Genomic DNA, 18,650 nt, shown 5'->3' on the forward strand with positions numbered 1-18,650 from the left:
ATTGACAGGGGAAGGGAAAAATGCCAAAATAGAATTACTTTCAGGAAGCAGTCGCTTCTGTAATTACTTCTACATAACATTTCTTATTTCATCTTCTGTGGATTTATTTACTTTATCTTGCTATGTTCCATACTTTCTTTTATAATATTCTTATAGAAATCCCTTTTGATATTTATTATGATTTGGTTTGCAGAAGCGATTTTTTCTTGAAAAATACAATATTCAAGGAGAGCCAATTGCCATGCAGACAAAAGAAGCAGTACTGACCCCAAAACCCCAGAAACAGTATAAGGACCGCCTGTTCCGATTGTTATTTTCGGAGCGCAGTGACCTGCTGGAGCTGTATAACGCATTATGCCAAAAATGCTATACTGATCCGGACGCCCTGGAGATCACCACCCTCGATGATGTGATTTATATGGGGATGAAGAACGATATTTCCTTCCTTCTGGACGGAAGAATGGGGTTATTTGAACATCAGAGTACCTTCAATCCCAATATGCCGCTGCGGGGACTGTTTTACTTTTCCGATTTGTATAAACGTTTTTTACACGACAGAATGATTTATTCCACAAGGCTGCTGCGGATTCCCACGCCGGTATATGTTATTTTTTACAATGGGGAGAGCAGGATGCCGGATACATCGGTTTTGAAGCTGTCGGATGCATTTATGCAGGGAGAGGATATGGCCTGTCTGGAAGTGCGTGTCCGTATGCTGAATATCAATGCGGGGCACAATACGGAATTGATGGGACGGTGCAGGAGGCTGGAGGAATACGCTGTTTTCATTGAACGCGTCAGGGAGAACCTGAGGACTATGGAGCCTGCCGCGGCGATCCGGGCGGCAATGGAACAGTGTATTGAGGAAGGGATCCTTTCCGAATTTTTAAGCCAGAGGAGGGCTGAGGTTATGAATGCACTTTTAACGGAATATGACGAAGAAAAGGTTATGAAGAGCCTGAGCGGGGAATTTTACGAGGATGGATATGAAGCTGGTAAGGAAGACGGCAGAAAAGCCGGTTTGACGGAGGGTATCCGTATTTTTGTGGTGGATAATCTGGAGGAGGGAGTCGGCAAGGACAGGATTATCAGTAAGATAGAAAAAAGGTTCTCTCTGTCAAAGAAGCAGGCGGAAGAGTATTTCGCAGAGTTCTCGGAGAACTTTGTGAAAAATTACCTTTGAACAGAACGGGAAAAACAAAAATAAAATAATTACAGCGTGTGGCAGGACTGCGTAAATCCAGTTGAATGCCGCACGCTTTTTTGTGTCCGGAAACGGGCCGAAATCCCCGTAAGCTGTGGAGGATTAGGCAATTTTTTGCCACAGATTTTTCTGGCGGTAAAATAACTGCCGAAAATCAGACAGGGCCTCCGTTTTCCGCGTAAGACCCTGTTGGCATAATGCGCCCGGAGGGCGTTTTAGGGAAATTTGGATTATAAAATTTCGTTTCGGCTTTAATCCGCAATCAGATTCCAGGCAAGGGGAGTACCCCTGCTGATATCGCGCGCTGCGTGCTGCCCGAGAATCTGTTCATAATACATGGTATGCAGGCCGTTTCCGGGACGGATGGAACGGACATTTTCCGGAGTCAGGGCTTCCCCTTTGGCGATATCCTTAACAGCAAAAAGGGAACGGGAGCCTTCATGCTCAATTTCCTGTTTTTCCGTTAAATGGAAATCAGAGCTGCCCAGGGCTTTTTCCATGATGCGGATATTTTTCACCATTTCAGCAAATTCTTCCGGTTCCATGGAGAACGCGCCGTCGGGGCCGCCGTCGCTGCGGCGCAGCGTCAGATGCTTTTCCACCATTTTTATGCCGAGAGCAATGGAGCCGGATGCCACCGCGGTTCCCATGCTGTGATCAGACAGGCCCATAACGCAGTCAAACATATTGCCCAGTGTTGGTATCATGTTCAGGTTAATATCTTCATAGGGCGTGGGATAGGAAGAAACACATTTCATCAGAACCACATTTTCGTTTCCTTCTTCCCTGCAGACGCGGAGCGCACGTTCAATATCCTCCAGATGGGCGATGCCCGTGGCAAAAATCACAGGCTTATGCAGGCGGGCGATTTTGCGTATCAGGGGAATGTCGTTGATTTCGTAGGAAGCCAGCTTATAGGCGGGCATATTCATGGATTCCATAAAATCAACAGCCGTAAAATCAAAGGGAGAGGAGAAGCATTCCATTCCCAGGCGGTTCGCCTCTTCCATCAGCTTCGGCTGCCAGTCCCAGGGAGTATAAGCCTCTTCGTAAAGTTTATAAAGGGTGGTGCCGTCCCAGATAGTTCCCTGTGTTATCTGAAAACAGGATGCCTCGCTGTCCAGGGTAATGGTTTCAGGTCTGTAGGTCTGAAGCTTCACGGCATCGGCGCCGGCCTCTTTGGCGGCATGGATGATTTCCACCGCCCGGCCATAATCCTGCAGGTGATTGGCGGACATCTCCGCCACGATAAAAACGGGAGCGTTATTTCCCACGGAGTGGGAACCTATAGTAAACTCTTTATTCATGGAAATCCCTTTCTTCGATATAATTTTTCTGCATAAATTCATCCACATCCCACTGGTCACGGGCTTTAAAAAGCGTGCCGTCACGATGTTCCACATAAACGGGAGGGAAATAATGGATGAAGAGCGGATTCAAACACATGGTATAGCCGCCGGCGGTGTCGTATACCACCTTATCCCCGGGCTTCATGGCCGGACCGTCCTTGATTTCAAAAAGACGGTCATACTCCATACAGGTAAAGCCGGTGACCCACTGGCTTTTTATTACGGGCCTTTTTTCAGGCTCATCCACATAAACCATATGGTGGGGATAAACATGTCTGGTGACAAGCGGATTCAGGTTTGTACGGCTGCCGTCAGTGATGAGGAAGGAATGGTTACGGATTTCCTTCACATCTTTTACGGAGGTGACGAATGTCGTAGCCCTGGAGATCAGGGATACGCCGGGTTCAGCGATCAGCGTGGTACGCGTGGGATCGAATTTTCTGCGCAGCTCCTTACAGATGGCGTAAAAATAATCCCGGTAATCCGGCTTGTCCTCCCGCCCTCCGAAATAACCGCCTCCCATATCCACATAGGAAAGCTCCAGATTATATTCCTCCGCTATCCTTACGGCCATACTGGCCAACGCGGCATAGACGGAAACGGTGCGGGACTGGGTGGAGGAATGCAGGTGCAGACCGGCGACTTTGACATTGGGGAGCCTGTTTATGCGGGAAATAACTTCCTCCAGCCTTCCGTTTTCATAACAGTAGCCAAAGCGGCCGCCTTCTTCCTCCACCAGTACCTCCTCCGGACAAAGGGCGGCGATATCACAGTTTACCCGTACGCCAACAGAAAAATTACGCTGAGGGTAAGCTGCGCTTAATTCCTCCAGCCATATGGGTTCTTCAGTGGAATCTATGTTGATATATCCGCTGTCAAGAAGAATGGAGTTAAAAATTTCTTTTTCTTTAATCGGCCCGTTATAAATCATATGGGCATTGTCAAAGCCAAGCTTTTTAACGAGGCGGTATTCCGTGTCGGACACGATTTCTGCAAAAAAGCCCTGCCCCTTCATATATTGAAGCAGCCAGGGGAGGGAATTTGTTTTTACGGAATAGCCCACGAGATGGTTCGGCCCCCAGTTTTTGGAGAGGGCTTCCTTCAGGATGGCTGCATCCGTATCCAGGCCGGTTTCCCGGATGTAAAAATAGGGGGTCTGCAGTGTATCAGAATTCATTGGTTTTCCTTTCTTCCTGTCGCAGAGGTCAGTGGTGTCGCTCCGTGTATCACTGATGGATTTACTTCAGGTTCTGCATTTTGCGGTATTTTAATTCGGCAATGGCCCAGTCTTCTTCAGTATCGATATCCTGTACTTCCATTTCCGGCATGATCATGGGGACGAGGTCATCCACGTCCGTTGTGCTGTCACGGAAGAAGGCATCCGTACGGCAGGCGTAGAACTGTCCGCAGTCATGATACATTTTTTCCAGATCCTGGGAACGGGCGGTGAGAAATTCCGGGTATTTGCGGCGGATTCGGCCGTTTTCCAGAATAATGCCCCGCTGTGGCGGATAGGAAAACGCAACTACCGGCATGACGGATTCGGCCTGGTCAAGAAGTGCCATGGCATTTTTCAGTTTTTCCGCCGTCACAAAGGGGGCGGTGGGATAGATGCAGCAGAACCGGTCAAAGCGTGCGCCGCCGGCTTCATAGGCCCTCAGGACTTCGGCGATTACATCATCCGTGGAGGCATAATCATTTGCGGACGCTGCAGAACGCATGAAGGGGACTGCGGCCCCAAAGCTCCTGGCAATGGAAGCAATTGCCTCATCATCCGTGGAAACCATGACCTCATCAAAGACGCCTGACGAAAGCGCGGCTTCGATAGAATAGCTGATAATCGGTTTTCCGCAGAAGTCACGGATATTTTTATGGGGAATCCGCTTGCTGCCGCCTCTGGCGGTGATGATGGCAACGGATTTTTTTTGAGGTTGTATGGTGGATTGATTCATGATGTTTATTTTACTCCTTTTTGAAGTATTTTAATCGATGAGGGTGTTTAAGCCTTGACCGATATAAGTCTGCAGGCAAATTAATGTGCACTGTACATTCGCACTAATATAACCAATAGAAATCGAAAATGAATCGTAACTGTTCAGTACCCCTCACAGTTACTGCTAAAATCCATCCTAAATCGCCTTTGGCGATGGATTTTAGCACTCTTGAATCACTTTCTTACGGTCAGCGCAAAGCGCTGGCCTGCTGAACAGTTACAATGAATCTACATATATTATACATGCGAAGCCTCAGAACACAATAGCTTTTCCAACCCTTCCGCAATTCTTACGCTTCCATTTCCGTCAACCATTTTATGCATGGAATGTGCCAGGAAATATCTGTTATCATAGCTGCTGCTCAGAGAAATAATGGCTTCCGCCAGCTTTTCTATAAAATCAGTCGCAGTCCTCACATCGCCAACATAAGGGATTCCGGCAAAACGTTCCATATCCCTGGCTCCGGTCAGCTGATTATCTGCCATAGTAAAGCTGACGGCCGGGACTCCTGCGGCACACAGTTCATATAATGTTGTTCCGGCAGCGGAAACAGCAAGATCACACCGGCATATCAATGCCGCCATATCTGAAACCTTTTCATAGAGCCTGATAGCTGGATTCCCATCTGCCAAAAGGTTCAGGGCGGCGCGGCCGGAATGCATGGGACCGGCCAATATATGATAGCAAATTTCCTGTTCCCCGGGGAGGCAAAGAAGCCTGTTTATGAGACGTTCCGCCACACCACAGGGGTCGGTGCCCCCGGTAGAAATAAGAATGTCCTTCACTTGTGGCCTTACTTCCGGATGAAGGCCGCGGAACTGTTTCCTGAGGGGAGTATAAGACAGCCCCAACAGTTTGTAAGGGCAGTTTCTGTAAAAATCCAAAGGAGGGGCGGCATCATAGTTTATAATCAGATCCACCGGATAATCAAAGGAATAGATATCGTCAATATAAGCAGTTTTCACCGCCTTATGAAGCCCCTCCAGATACGGTGGGGTAACAAAATAGGAATCTATCAGCACACAGCCGATATTATTTTCAAAAACGGCAGTGCAAAGCCTGTCCAGTTCATCGGCAGGATTGCGGTAGTCCGTATCCAGACATATCACGGGAAAATTTTCTCCCCCAGCCATAAAAGAACGGAGCAGCTGTCCGCTGTTGTGATCAGCGACCGCAAAAAGAACAGGAAGATTCCGTTCCTTCAATGCTTGCGCAACAGACAGGCAGCGCATCAGATGCCCTGTCGCTATTTCCTGATTACCATCTGTTCGGATAAGAATTCCCTTTTTCCCAGTCTCCATTTAACAGTCTCCCAAAAACGGATATTAAATTATCCTCTTTTATTTTCTTTTATTATTATACCTGCTGGAATAAATCCGGTAAAGGAAAAAGTAATAGTTCGGCCGAAGGCTGAACTGTTACAGGAAAAAAGAGAAGACTTGTTTTTTATTTGCCTGCAATCCCGAAAAGTGCTATACTTGCATCAGTTAACGGCACATGATACTTTACCACGTTGAAGTGCATGGAAAGCCGAAAACAGGGAGGTATGAAGGATACTGTGCAGGCCGGTTTAAATTATTGGAAAAAGAACAATGTGTGGATACTTGGCACATTGGTTGGAATTGTTACGTTTATTTGTATATTTGGGGTTCATGTACTGAATGTCACCTACACGGACTGGCTCCTCGGTGGCGGGGATCTGACTCAGAATTATCTGGGCTGGTGCTTTTTCAGGAACAGTGACTGGTTTTTTCCTTTTGGGCTGATGGATAATGCATCTTATCCTAATACCGTATCCGTTATCTTTACGGATTCCGTGCCTCTGTTTGCCGTATTTTTTAAAATATTCAAGGCGGTTCTGCCGGATAGATTCCAGTATTTTGGTATCTGGGCCATGCTTTGTATGGGCGCCCAGGGCGCTTTTGGGGCGCTTCTGATTTATCATTATGTAAAAAAGAAAGCGGAAGCAATTGTGGGCAGCCTTCTTTTTGTAATTACGCCTGCGATGCTGGGACAGATGTCCCTGAACCTGGCTCTGGGCGCCCAGTGGCTGGTGCTGTGTTCTCTGTATCTGGGAATCCGCAGAATGGAAATAAGCGAAAAAAGGCTTGTGCTGGCCTGGGGAATTGCCGGGCTTTTGACGGGAAGTATACAGATGTATTTTATTCCCATGTGCGGTTTTGTCCTTCTCAGCTTTCTGCTTTGCGATCTGCTGCGGAGGAAAAAAATCAGGCAGGATGTCCTTGCACTGCTGGCATACCTGGGAGCTGCTGTTGGAGTTGTAGCATTGCTGGGAGGTTTTTCCCACAATCATATGCCGGATACGTCTCAGTTCGGACAGTCCAGCTTTAATCTGAATGGCCTGTGGAATCCGCAGGGGTGGTCTCAGTATCTGTCGGATCTTCCGGTTTACGGTGCAAATCCCTCAGAAGGGCTGGCCTTCCCTGGTACTGGAATTGTACTTACACTGATTGTGGCGGCCGCAGCCTGTCTGATACATACCATTTATAAGGTATTTATAAAAAAAGAAAAAAAGCTGACTCATCTTCGTTTTGACTGGGGCGAAAACGGTGTTGCATTTCTGATACTGGCAATGATTTCTCTTTCTGTGGCTCTTTCCCCTCAGGCCGCCTGTGGAAGCAGTCTGATCTGGAACTATGAGCTTCCGGCCTGGCTATCCTCTCTGTGGCAGAGAATCAGCTGCTGCGGCAGGTTTATCTGGCCGGTGCTGTACCTGATAATTCTTGGCAGCGTTGTATGGATGGAGAAGGAAATGCCATGGGAAACCATGGCTGCGGTTCTTCTGGTGATTTTTGCCGTCCTGCAGATTGCCGACGGAAAATGGCAGCTGATGCAGCGACAGGTGCAGTTTGGAACCGAGTTTGCTTACGACAGCCGCCTGGAGGATGAAAAGTGGGATACGTGGGCCCGGGAGGGGGATAAGAAGCATATGGTTTTTGTGGGCCTGGATGACGAGGATTTACTGAATGACCTGAGTGCATATGCGGCTGAAAATGGCATGACGATTAATTATTTTAATACCGCCTGCCAGACGATAAGGACAAAGGCAGTGGAGGATTTGGTGGAGTCGCTGATTAATCCACGGGAGGATACGATGTATATTTATAAGGCGGCTGATGAGGGGAACTGTATTGATACACGCATGGAATATGATGCGGTTGATGGGGTGATTGTGGGGATGGTGAAGAAACAGGGTTAGTTTTGACGGGAAAGGATAAAAACAGCTATGAATGAAAATAGAGATACCCTTAAAGAAATATTATTAAAAATCCCCTTCCATATCAGGTGCTGCCTGGTTTCCGGAATCCTGTGGGGAATTATAACTCATGCCTATATGCTGACCAATAAGCTGCCGAACTGGGATGACATCAATAATGTGGGCGGGTATGCGGTCGGCTCGGAATTTGGCAGATGGTTTCTGAAATATGTCAATCCGCTGGATGGGATCTGGAGCGTACCCTGGCTGAGCGGGATTTTTTCCATTGTCCTGATTTCCGCCGCCGCCTGCTTTGTCCTTTCCACGCTGCATCTTAAAAGCACAACCTCCGCGGTCCTGATTCCGCTGATGATGCTGTCCTTCCCCAGCATGTGCAGCCTGTTTACCTTCATGTTTACCGCGGACTGCTATGCCGTGGGTATATTGCTGGCCTGTGCGGGTGCGTGGCTGATTAGGAAATACCGCTTCGGTTTCCTGCCAGGGATAGTCTGCCTGGTTCTGAGCATGGGAATCTATCAGGCATATCTGTGCCTGGCGCTGGGCATTCTGGTAATGGGGCTTTTCCTGGATATGCTTGAGGAAAACAGCCGGACTGCCGATGTTTTCCGAAGGGGAGTGAAGGCCTTTGTCGTGGCCTGCATTTCCGTCGTTATTTATACGATTGTTTCCAGAATCGTATATCCCCAGCTGGATGCCTATAACGGCCTGGATCAGATGGGGAAAATTGATTTAATCCGTCTTCCCAGGCTGATACTGCGTTCTTACAAATGGGTGGTACAGTATTTTATTCTGAAGCCCTTTTCCTTTGTGACTGCGGCCGCCTGGGCGCTGAATGTGGCTTCCTGCCTCCTTACGGCTGGCCTGGTCATCGCCTTTTTTATCAGGAAAAAAATCTATAAAAATTCAGGCAGCGCCATCCTGTACATTTTTCTTGCCATGATGGTGCCCCTGGCCATGGGTTCTATCATTATTATGGCGCCGGATGCCAGCATAAGCATGCTGATGCTTTACCAATACCATATCCTGTATACCTTTCTTGCCGCCCTCCTGGAAAAAAGCCAGGATACCCAGTCCGGCCTGTTCCTGGCGGATGCGGGAAAGGTGAGGGCAGGCAGGATATTGGGCTATGTGGTTGCGGCGGTTCTTTTGCTGGTGGGCTACCAGAATTTTGTTGTGACAAACCAGGCCTATTTCCGGATGGGAATTGCCTATGAAAGATCCTATGCATATTACAACCGTATCATGGAAAGGATTGAAGCCACAGCAGGCTATCAGCCGGGCGACCCCTTTGCGCTGATAGGGGAATATGGCCTGAGCGAGACACCTGATCTGCTGGGCAGCTATTCCATGGACGGCGACCGGTTTACGGATTTATCCGGCGTGGCGAAGGAAACAGGGCTCCTTACCAGCGGCGTGCGCTATAATTTCATGAAGACCTATATTGGCGTGGAAATGCCGGAGGTAAGCGAGGAAGCTGTCGAGGCCATTAAGGAGACGAAGGAATATCAGGAAATGCCTGCTTATCCGGCGGACGGCTGCGTGAAACAGATAGAGGGTGTATGGGTTGTTAAAACCTGTGATGAAACAAAGGGGTAAATTTGGTAACAGTTCAGGAAGGTTTGTGCATTCACTGCACAAACCGTGAGAAAACGTGGTGGCAGCAGGCATCCGCCCCTCGCCGAAGGCGACTTATCATGGGCGGATGCAGTAACAGTTCGGCCGAAGGCTGAACTGTTACTAAATTTGCTTTTTGAAGGTAATGTATGGTAAAATATAATGATATTTTTTTATAAGGAGCAGCGGCATGAATGAGAGAATCTATGTCTGCCACACTTTTTATCATGTATATATTGCCTGTCTGAAGGAATTAAACCTGCCCGGAGACAGAAGGGGACAGGCCTGCCTGGTGCTGAGTACGATGTCCAATGATTTTGGAAATCTGAAGGCCAGGGCGGAGCGTTCCGGTCTTTTCCGGCAGGTTTTTGTTTTTGAGGAAAAGGAGGAGGGCTTCTTTCCTGTTTTGAAAAAGTACCACACGGATCGGGGGAACCTGGTACTGAACATGCTGGCAAGAATCCGTTTCTGCAAGCTTTTGGGGAAGCTTCAGGAGCCTTTTGTGCCGGTGGATTTCAGGGCATATAAGGACATTTATGTATTCTGTGATTCCGATCCGATAGGATATTATTTAAGCTGGAAGAAAATCAGGTATCATGCCATGGAGGATGGGCTGGACTGCATCCGCTATTATGATACGGCCAGATATGATAACAGGGGACATTTCAGGCTGAAGGCCTTCCTCGCCTCCCTGAACCTGATTTTCATACAGAATGGCTGGGGAAAATACTGTATCGATATGGAAGTGAATGATATTTCCGTTTTGGAGTATCCCTGCCCCAAATATGTGGAATGCTCCAGGGAAAAGCTGACACAGCGTCTGACAGCGGAGGATAAGAGCTGCCTGCTGGGAATTTTCCTGGAGGACAGGGAACGGCTGGTAAAACAGCTGACGGAAGGGAAGAATCATGAAAATAAAATTCTGATACTGACCGAGCCGCTTTGTGATTTGGAAACGAGAGAACGGATCTTCCGTGATATTATAGAGCTTTACGGAAAAGGAATGCAGATCATTTTAAAGCCCCATCCCAGAGACCTGCTGGATTATGAAAAATGTTTTCCGGGCTGCGTGGTGTTATCCGGGAAGTTCCCTATGGAAATGATGAATTTTCTTCCGGATATCCATGTGAAAAAGGTGATCTCCGTATTCACCGTGCCCACCTCCATCGGTTTTGCAGAGGAAACCGTCTTTCTGGGGGAGGATTTCATGGACAAATACGAAGCGCCGGAAATACACCGGCAGAATGAGCAGATAAAGGATTAAGGTATTGCGATGAGAAAAATCATAAAGAAAATGAACATCCTTTTGGATGGAAAACAGAAGGCCAAGATGGGCGGGATTGTGGTGCTGATGATTATCGGCGCCCTTCTTGAGGCCTGCAGCATCGGCCTGGTCATCCCTGTGATCACCACGCTACTGGATCCGGCGGCTGTGACCGGGGATGGGTATCTGGGGGATATCTACCGTTTCCTCGGCATGGAGAGCACCGGGCAGTTTACCATAATCATGCTGCTGGCCATTATCGCAGCATTTGTGTTAAAAAATATTTTTCTTTATTTCCAGAATGTAATTCAGCTGCGCTTTGTATACACGAATCAGTTTGCCACCTCCCGTAAGATGATGATTAATTTCATGGAGCGTCCCTATGAATATTATCTGAATGCGGACACTTCCGTGATCCAGCGAAGCATCACCTCGGATGTGAACAATATGTACGGCCTGATCCTTTCCTCGCTGCAGCTGACCAGTGAAATTATCATGTTCGTCGTCCTGATCGTGGTGCTGATGACCCAGGATCCGGTGATGATTCTTACCATTGCCGCGCTGCTTGTGGTGGTGCTTCTTATTATTAAAGGGATTCTCAAGCCCATTATGATCAGGGCGGGAGAGGAAAACCAGGAATATTACAGCGGCCTGTATAAATGGATTGACCAGTCCGTTATGGGAATCAAGGAAATCAAAATTGCCAATAAGGAAAATTATTTTATAAACGAATATTCCAAGTGCGGCGCGGGCTACGTGGGGGCGGTGCAGAAATATAATATCTATAACGCAACCCCCCGCCTGCTGATAGAAACGGTATGTATTGCAGGGTTGGTGCTGTATTTGATCCTGCAGATTGCGGCGGGAAAGGATGTCACCCAGATGCTGAGCCAGATCGGCGTATTTGCAGTGGCGGCCATGCGTCTCCTGCCAAGCGCCAACCGCATCAATAACTATCTCACCTCCATTTCCTACTTTGAACCCTTTTTCATGGGGGTAAGCGACAACCTGCAGCAGGATATCAATGACGGGAACGTGAATTATGATGAGCAGAATTTCCGCAGGAAAAAGGAGGTTCCCAAGCTTCCTGTCCTGTCGAAAATAGAACTTCAGGATATTGTTTATAAATATCCCAATTCGGAGGCCCTGATTTTTGATCACGCACAGATGGAAATTCCCGTGGGCTGCTCCGTGGGCGTGGTAGGTACCTCGGGCGCCGGAAAGACGACGATCATTGACATCCTTCTGGGGCTTTTGGATATCCAGGAGGGCAAGATCCTGGCTGACGGCGTGGAAGTGAGGGAACACTATGAGGAGTGGCTGAAAAATATCGGCTATATTCCTCAAACTATTTTCATGATTGATGCATCTATCAGAAAGAATGTTGCTTTCGGCGTGCCGGATGAGGATATTGATGATGCCAAGGTATGGCAGGCGCTGAAGGAAGCGCAGCTGGATGAATTTGTGAGAGGGCTTCCGGAGGGGCTGGATACGGGAATCGGAGAGCGGGGAATCCGTCTTTCCGGCGGGCAGAGGCAGCGTATCGGTATTGCCAGGGCATTGTTTGAGGATCCGGAGGTACTGGTGCTGGATGAAGCCACCTCTGCGCTGGATAATGAGACGGAAGCGGCGATTATGGACTCCATCAACCGCCTCCATGGCAGGAAAACCCTCATTATTATAGCGCATCGTCTGCAGACGATTGAAAAATGTGATATGGTTTACCGGGTGGAAAACGGACAGATTGGCAGGGAGAGATAACGTTACTGTTCAGGGCGGAAAGGAGAAAGCGGTGGCAGCAGGGAAAAAGAGACAGGCTAATTTTGAATTACTGCGTATGACAGCCATGCTCATGGTGGTTGCCATGCATTTCCTTTCCCATACAGGCGGGCTTCCCGAAGCGGGGCAGATGCCGGGGGCAAGAGGTACGGCGGCGGTTCTTGTGGAGTCCTTCAGTATTGTTGCGGTCAATGTTTATGTCCTTATCAGCGGCTATTTTTTATCGGAAAGCGGCTTTTCCCTGAAGCGGCTTCTCAGGCTGCTGTTCCAGGTGCTCTTTTATACACTGCTGATTCCTCCCGTGCTGGTGCTCGCCGGGGTACTACCTGCCGGGGAGGCTTTTCAGATATACCATATCTGGCAGTGCCTGTTTCCGGTGGAGGCGGGGCATTACTGGTTTGTGACTGCTTATGTGGTCATGTATCTGTTTTCCCCGGTGCTGAATGCGGCGGCCGGGGCCATGACGCAGAAGCAGCTGCGGATTACGCTCATGGGACTGCTGGTTTATTTCAGTCTTGGGAAAAGCGTGAGCATCCTTTTATTTTCATCGGACCGGTACGGCTACGATTTCGGCTGGTTCATTTTCCTTTATCTGACGGCGGCCTATATACGGAGATACGGAATCCGTTTTTTTCAGGAAAAAAAGAGAGGTGCGCTTGTCTATTTCGGATCCTGCGCGGCCGTGGCGGGAATCACCCTGGCTGCGCTTGTGGTATGTGCAAGGACCGGGGCGCTGGAATATTATGTAACGGTGCCCTTTCACTATAATTTCATTTTCTGCCTTACCGGGGCGTTGGGGCTGTTCATGGCCTTTGGCGGTCTGCGCATCCGTTCGGAAAAGCTGGAACGCTGTATTTGCCGCCTGTCTCCGGGGATGTTCGGCGTATACCTGATCCATGAGCACATGGATATCAGCGCAAGGTGGACCGGCTGGATTATCGGGACGCCATCGGAGCATCTGGGCGGTTATCTGATGCAGATGACGGAAAGCGTACTGCTTGTGTTCCTTCTTGCAGCGGCAATTGACCTGCTTCGGGGCAAATGCTTTTTGCTTGCGGAGCGCCTGCTTGCAAAGACCTCCTTCGGGAAAAAATGCGGGGAAGCCATCCGCCGCATTGATGACAGCATGGGAAGGCAGAAAGGGTGATTCACAGTAACAGGATTGATATGGGGATAGAAATACCAATGGATAAAAGAAAAAAACTGATAAAAATTTTGGAAAAATTCATATTTCCCTGTCTGCTGCTGATCTATCCGCTGCTGTGGGTAAATCAGGGGATTGATGTGTCGGATCCGATGTACAGCCTCACCAACTTCCGGTTTTTCCCGGAGCTTAAGGGCAGTTGGGCGATTGCCACCTATCTTGCCAATGTGGCTGGCTGGCTGTTAATGAAGCTTCCTTTCGGCGGCACCCTTTTGGGCATCAGCTTTTATACAAGGTTGGTTATCAGTGCCATGGCGCTGCTTTCCTATTATTTCCTGAAGGGGAAAATGCCGGCCTGGGTGGTTTTTGCAGGGGAAATCATTGCTATCAGCTTCTGCTGGTGTCCGACGACGATTTTATATAATTATCTTACCTATTTCCTGTTCCTGGCGGTATGTATTTTATTATACAGGGGGCTTATCTGGAACAGGCCGGGCCTGCTCATCTGGGCGGGCGTTTGTCTGGGGCTGAATGTGATGGTGCGCACTCCGAATATTGCGGAAGCGCTTCTGATTATTGCCGTATTTTTCTATGGAAAGCTTTGCGGTAAAAGCGCGCAGGAGATGTGGAAACAGGCAGGCTTTTGTGTCGCGGGCTTTTTGGTGGGCTTCCTTGGTGTTTTCCTTGTCATATGCATCCAATATGGCCCGGGGGCCTATTTCGGAATGTTCGGCAGCCTGGCCGGGTATACGGCGACGGATGAGAGTTATTCGCCGTTTTCCATGATTACCTCTATTTTCGCGGCCTATGGCAAAACCATGGTGTGGCTGATGGTAATTGCCGTGTGTGTGCTGGCGGGCTGGATTTTTTTCCATATTCTTCCCAAACGTTTTCACACAGCGGGAAAGATTATATACTGCCTGTGCATTCCGGTGCTGATCCGGTTGTTTTGGGGCAGGGGGATGTTTACCTTTACCTATTATAATTACCGCAGCATCTATGAATGGGGAATGCTTTTTCTGTACCTTGTGCTTATCAGCTGTGTTGTATGTATCGGAAACAGCCGTTTTTTCCGGAGGGACAGGCTGCTTGCGCTGATTATCCTGCTGTCGGTGGCGGTGCTCCCCATAGGAAGCAACAACGATACCATGCCGAACCTGAACTGCCTGTTTCTGGCAGCCCCTTTTACACTCTGGATGCTGGGGAAATATATCAGGCGGATGAGAAGAAAGCCCGAGGCCTTTCCTGTGACGGCCATGTCCGTTATGGTGGCGGGAATGGTTCTGATCCAGGGAATGGGCTTTCACAGCCATTTTGCCTTCGGCGACGGCATTTATGGTGAAAAAAGGGATGCAAAAATTGAAAATTCCTATATACTGAAGGGGATGAAGACGCGCAGCCTCAATGCGGACCAGCTGACAGGCCTGTTAGGATATGCAGGACAGAACGGTCTTTCCGGACGGCCGCTTATTACCTTTGGCAATGCGCCGGGACTGCATTTCCTTCTGGATATGCCGCCGGGACTCACCCATGCCTGGCCGGATCTGGACACCTATCCGGCAGAACAGATGAAAGAGGAGCTGGAGCAGCTTGGCAAAGGGACTGTGGTCATCTTCTATAAGGAAAATGGAGAGCTTCCCGGGGACAGTGAAAAAATGCAGGCGCTTATGGGCTGGCTTGATAAAGAAAATTATATTCCGGTTTTTGAAAATGAAGGCTATCTGATTTATAATATTGATACTGAATAAAAAAAGAAAGGCGACAGCTATGATTCGGTTCAACGTACCGCCCTTTACGGGAAAAGAAATGGACTATATCCGGCAGGCCGTGGAAAACCAGAAAATCTGCGGCGACGGGGAATTTACCAGAAAATGCAGTGAGTGGATTGAGGAAAGGACGGGCACACGTAAGTGCCTGCTTACCACCTCCTGCACCCATGCCACGGAGCTTGCGGCGCTGCTTGCCCACATTCAGCCGGGAGACGAGGTTATCATGCCCTCCTATACCTTTGTTTCCACGGCGGACGCCTTTGTGCTCAGGGGAGCCGTGCCTGTATTTGTGGATATCCGTCCCGATACCATGAATATTGATGAAACGCTGATCGAAGCGGCTGTAACTGAAAAAACGAAGGCTGTCGTTCCCGTGCATTATGCGGGCGTGGGCTGTGAAATGGACACCATAATGGACATCGCGGCGCGTCATCACCTGTATGTGATTGAGGATGCGGCCCAGGGAATCATGGCTTCCTATAAGGGAAAGCCGCTGGGAGCCATCGGTGATTTCGGCTGCTTCAGCTTCCATGAAACCAAGAATTACAGCATGGGAGAGGGCGGCGCGCTTCTGATCCAGCATGAAAAGGACATTGAGGATGCTGAAATTTTCCGGGAAAAGGGAACGGACAGGAGCAAGTATTACAGAGGACAGGTGGACAAATACCGTTGGCAGAATTACGGCTCCAGCTATCTTCCCAGCGAACTGAATGCGGCTTATCTGTATGCCCAGCTGGAAATGGCCGATGCTATCAATGAGGAACGTCTGAACCTATGGAACCAATATTGGCGGGAGCTGGAACCTCTGGCAGAGGCGGGCAGAATTGAGCTGCCCTTCATCCCCGATTATTGTGTGCAGAACGGCCATATGTTCTATATCAAAAATGCGGATCTGGAAGAACGTGCCGCACTTATTGATTTCCTGAAGGAAAATGACATTCTTGCGGTGTTCCATTATATTCCCCTTCATTCCGCGCCTGCGGGACTGAAATACGGCCGTTTCCACGGGGAAGACCGTTACACCACCAGGGAAAGCGAAAGGCTTCTCCGCCTGCCCATGTACTATGGGCTGAAGGAGGATCAGGTGAGCTTTATTGCCGGAAAAGTAAAGGAATTCTATGGTTTTTGAAAAACAGGTAAAATTTTACCGTAAATGGGAAAACTGGATATTGCCGCTGCTGTTTATCCTGGCGCTTCTTCTTTTTACCAGCCTTCGGTTTGATTACTATTATTCGCTGAATGACGATGTGCTGATGAAGGATATCCTTGCGGGTGTGTACACAGGCGTCCCGGAAAGCCGCAACGTGCAGATGCTCTATCCGCTCAGTCTGCTTTTGAGCCTGCTTGTGAAGGTGTTTCATACCTCCTATGTATATGGCATCTTTTTATGCCTCTGTCAGTTTGGCAGTCTGTATCTGATTTTGTACCGGAGCATGAGATATGGGAAGAAAACAGTGGGAAAGGTCCTTCTGTGCCTTTTGGAGAGCCTGCTTTTTGCCGGCCTTCTGCTTCCTCACCTGGTTTTTGTGCAGTATACGGTGACCAGCGGCCTGCTGGGAGCCGCGGGGATTTTCTGGTTCCTGACCGGGGAAGCGGCGGCGTGTCCGGGCATGCAGGCGCGCTCCGGGAAAGAGAACGGCTGGGGCTGTTTTGTAAAAAGAAATCTGCCGGCGGTCCTGTTGTGTGTGCTGGCGTTTTTGCTGCGCCCGGAAATGATGATGCTGCTTCTGCCACTGGCCTGTGTGGCCGGGGTATGGAAATGGGGGATGGAACGTCCTGTTTTTACAAGATATAATGCGTTTTGTTATGTGGGTGTTTTTTCCCTGATCCTTATCGGGCTGCTTCTGGGCGAGGTGAGCAATACGGCTGCCTATGGCAGCGGGGAATGGAAGGAATTTTTCCGGCTGTTTGATGCCAGGACGGAGGTTTATGACTTCAAAACAGAAACAATCCTGAAGTTTGAAGAAAATCAGGAATTTTATACCTCTCTGGGACTGGACGAGACGCAGGGCGCGCTGCTGGAAAATTATAATTACGGGATAGATGACAGCATTGATGCGGCTCTTATGGAGAAAATAAGCGGGTATTCCCGGGAAAAGGAAGGCTATTTCGGGAAGACGCTAAAGGAAGGAATCTGGCTGTATAAGGCCAGGCTCCAGAATATGCCGGGTCTGGATTTCGATGCGGCTGTGGAAATGCCATTCCTTCTCACGGAGGCGGCGCTTGCAGTGCTTTTGCTGCTCACGGCTTTCCTGAAAAGGCGCGCCGGCGTTATCTGGCAGCTGCTTGCGTTCGGCGGTGTGCGCAGTATTCTGTGGATGTACCTGATACTCCGCAACCGGGTGCCTGAGCGGATCAGCCACCCTTTGTATACTGTGGAAATCGTGATGCTGGCGGCGCTGCTTTTTATGTATCTTACCAAAAATGGGGCGGCGGATGAAGCTGCGCAGGAGGAACTGGAAAAAGTGCGTAATCCGTACCGCTGGCTGAATCCGGTCTTTGTAACGGCGGCGCTTTTGCTTGTCACCGCGCTCTCCATCCTGCCCCGCACTTTTGCCCGCACGGTACAGGAATATGCGGCGCGGGAGGAAATTAACCGTACGGATATCGCCGCCAGGGCGTATTATCAGAGCCATCCGGAGAACCTGTATCTTGCAGATGTGTACTCCACCGTAAAATTCTCAGAGAAAATGTTCCGGGATGGTGAGTGCGTCCTTGGAAATTATGATCTGCTGGGAGGCTGGCTTTGCAAGAGCCCGCTGGCGGAGAAAAAGCTGAAGGCCTTTGGATATGACTCCCTGGGACAGGCGCTCCTGGAAGGGGAAAATGTATATCTGGTGGCGGAAACGGGGCAGAGCCTTGACTGGCTGACGGATTATTTCGGCAGGAGAGGGACCGTGCTGCGGGCTGAACCCAAGGAAGTCATTGGGGCGGCGGATTCCGGTCTGGTGATATATAGCCTGCACAGGGAGGAAGAGGTAAATGACTGAACAGTTGAAAATAGATCTGGGACCGGTATATCTGCGGCCGATCACGCTGGAGGATACGGAAAACATTGTAAAATGGCGCAATACGGACCGGGTGAGGAAGAATTTTATTTATCAGAAGCCTTTTACCAAAGAGGGACACCTGGCCTGGATGCGTGATAAGGTGGCCGCCGGAGAGGTGGTACAGTTCATCCTGTGTGAGACGGAAGGGGACAGGCCTGTGGGCAGCGTCTACTTCCGGGATATCGATACCGGAAATAAAAAGGCGGAGTACGGTATTTTTATCGGGGAAGAGGATGCGGCGGGGG

General features: G+C 49.3%; 14 protein-coding genes. 10 read left to right on the forward strand and 4 right to left on the reverse strand.

Translation table 11 applies throughout. The features are described 5' to 3' along the window. Nucleotides 1-241 precede the first annotated feature (241 nt). Nucleotides 242-1,183 carry an RpnC/YadD family protein gene (locus HMPREF1548_RS00340; RefSeq protein WP_051358282.1) on the forward strand — a complete coding sequence of 314 codons (942 nt, stop codon included), beginning with the start codon at nt 242-244 and terminating at the stop codon, nt 1,181-1,183. A 272-nt stretch (nt 1,184-1,455) separates the two neighbouring features. Here HMPREF1548_RS00340 and pseI read toward each other — a convergent pair whose 3' ends face one another. From pseI to pseG, 4 genes are all read right to left on the reverse strand, one after another. Beyond that, nucleotides 1,456-2,511 carry a pseudaminic acid synthase gene (gene pseI, locus HMPREF1548_RS00345; protein WP_021633614.1) on the reverse strand — a complete coding sequence of 352 codons (1,056 nt, stop codon included), beginning with the start codon at nt 2,509-2,511 and terminating at the stop codon, nt 1,456-1,458. Continuing rightward, nucleotides 2,504-3,730: a type III PLP-dependent enzyme domain-containing protein gene (locus HMPREF1548_RS00350; RefSeq protein ID WP_021633615.1), complete on the reverse strand. Its 1,227-nt coding sequence runs from the start codon at nt 3,728-3,730 to the stop codon at nt 2,504-2,506. The genes pseI and HMPREF1548_RS00350 overlap by 8 nt, the downstream gene beginning before the upstream one ends. 61 nt (nt 3,731-3,791) lie before the next feature. Then, nucleotides 3,792-4,505 (reverse strand): pseudaminic acid cytidylyltransferase, encoded by a 714-nt coding sequence (gene pseF, locus HMPREF1548_RS00355; RefSeq protein WP_021633616.1) that lies wholly within the window; start codon nt 4,503-4,505, stop codon nt 3,792-3,794. A 278-nt stretch (nt 4,506-4,783) separates the two neighbouring features. Beyond that, nucleotides 4,784-5,848, reverse strand: coding sequence for a UDP-2,4-diacetamido-2,4,6-trideoxy-beta-L-altropyranose hydrolase (gene pseG, locus HMPREF1548_RS00360; protein WP_035320389.1), 1,065 nt, complete (start codon nt 5,846-5,848; stop codon nt 4,784-4,786). A 245-nt stretch (nt 5,849-6,093) separates the two neighbouring features. On the opposite strand from pseG, the gene HMPREF1548_RS00365 reads away from it, so the two are divergent. The 9 genes from HMPREF1548_RS00365 to HMPREF1548_RS00405 all read left to right on the forward strand — a co-directional run. Further along, complete coding sequence (locus tag HMPREF1548_RS00365; protein ID WP_035320392.1) at nt 6,094-7,767, forward strand: DUF6311 domain-containing protein; 1,674 nt, start codon at nt 6,094-6,096, stop codon at nt 7,765-7,767. A 27-nt stretch (nt 7,768-7,794) separates the two neighbouring features. Continuing rightward, entirely contained in the window at nt 7,795-9,381 is a 1,587-nt protein-coding gene (locus tag HMPREF1548_RS00370; RefSeq protein ID WP_021633620.1) for a glucosyltransferase domain-containing protein, read from the forward strand. A 208-nt stretch (nt 9,382-9,589) separates the two neighbouring features. Continuing rightward, entirely contained in the window at nt 9,590-10,663 is a 1,074-nt protein-coding gene (locus tag HMPREF1548_RS00375; RefSeq protein ID WP_021633622.1) for a glycosyltransferase family 52, read from the forward strand. Between the two features lie 9 nt (nt 10,664-10,672). Beyond that, a complete protein-coding gene (locus HMPREF1548_RS00380) occupies nt 10,673-12,424 on the forward strand; it encodes an ABC transporter ATP-binding protein (RefSeq protein WP_021633623.1) in 1,752 nt (583 codons plus the stop codon). A gap of 31 nt (nt 12,425-12,455) precedes the next feature. Next, a complete protein-coding gene (locus tag HMPREF1548_RS00385) occupies nt 12,456-13,589 on the forward strand; it encodes an acyltransferase (protein ID WP_157065605.1) in 1,134 nt (377 codons plus the stop codon). A gap of 38 nt (nt 13,590-13,627) precedes the next feature. After that, complete coding sequence (locus tag HMPREF1548_RS00390) at nt 13,628-15,334, forward strand: hypothetical protein (protein WP_157065606.1); 1,707 nt, start codon at nt 13,628-13,630, stop codon at nt 15,332-15,334. A 19-nt stretch (nt 15,335-15,353) separates the two neighbouring features. Then, entirely contained in the window at nt 15,354-16,484 is a 1,131-nt protein-coding gene (gene rffA / locus HMPREF1548_RS00395) for a dTDP-4-amino-4,6-dideoxygalactose transaminase (RefSeq protein WP_035320393.1), read from the forward strand. Further along, nucleotides 16,474-18,345, forward strand: coding sequence for a hypothetical protein (locus HMPREF1548_RS00400; RefSeq protein ID WP_021633627.1), 1,872 nt, complete (start codon nt 16,474-16,476; stop codon nt 18,343-18,345). Before rffA ends, HMPREF1548_RS00400 begins: the two co-directional genes overlap by 11 nt. Further along, nucleotides 18,338-18,650, forward strand: a 313-nt coding sequence (locus HMPREF1548_RS00405; RefSeq protein WP_021633628.1) for a GNAT family N-acetyltransferase, incomplete at its 3' end; no start/stop codon positions are given. The genes HMPREF1548_RS00400 and HMPREF1548_RS00405, both read left to right, overlap by 8 nt.

Origin of the sequence: Clostridium sp. KLE 1755 (genome assembly GCF_000466465.2) — a bacterium.
Classification (GTDB): domain Bacteria; phylum Bacillota; class Clostridia; order Lachnospirales; family Lachnospiraceae; genus Eisenbergiella; species Eisenbergiella porci.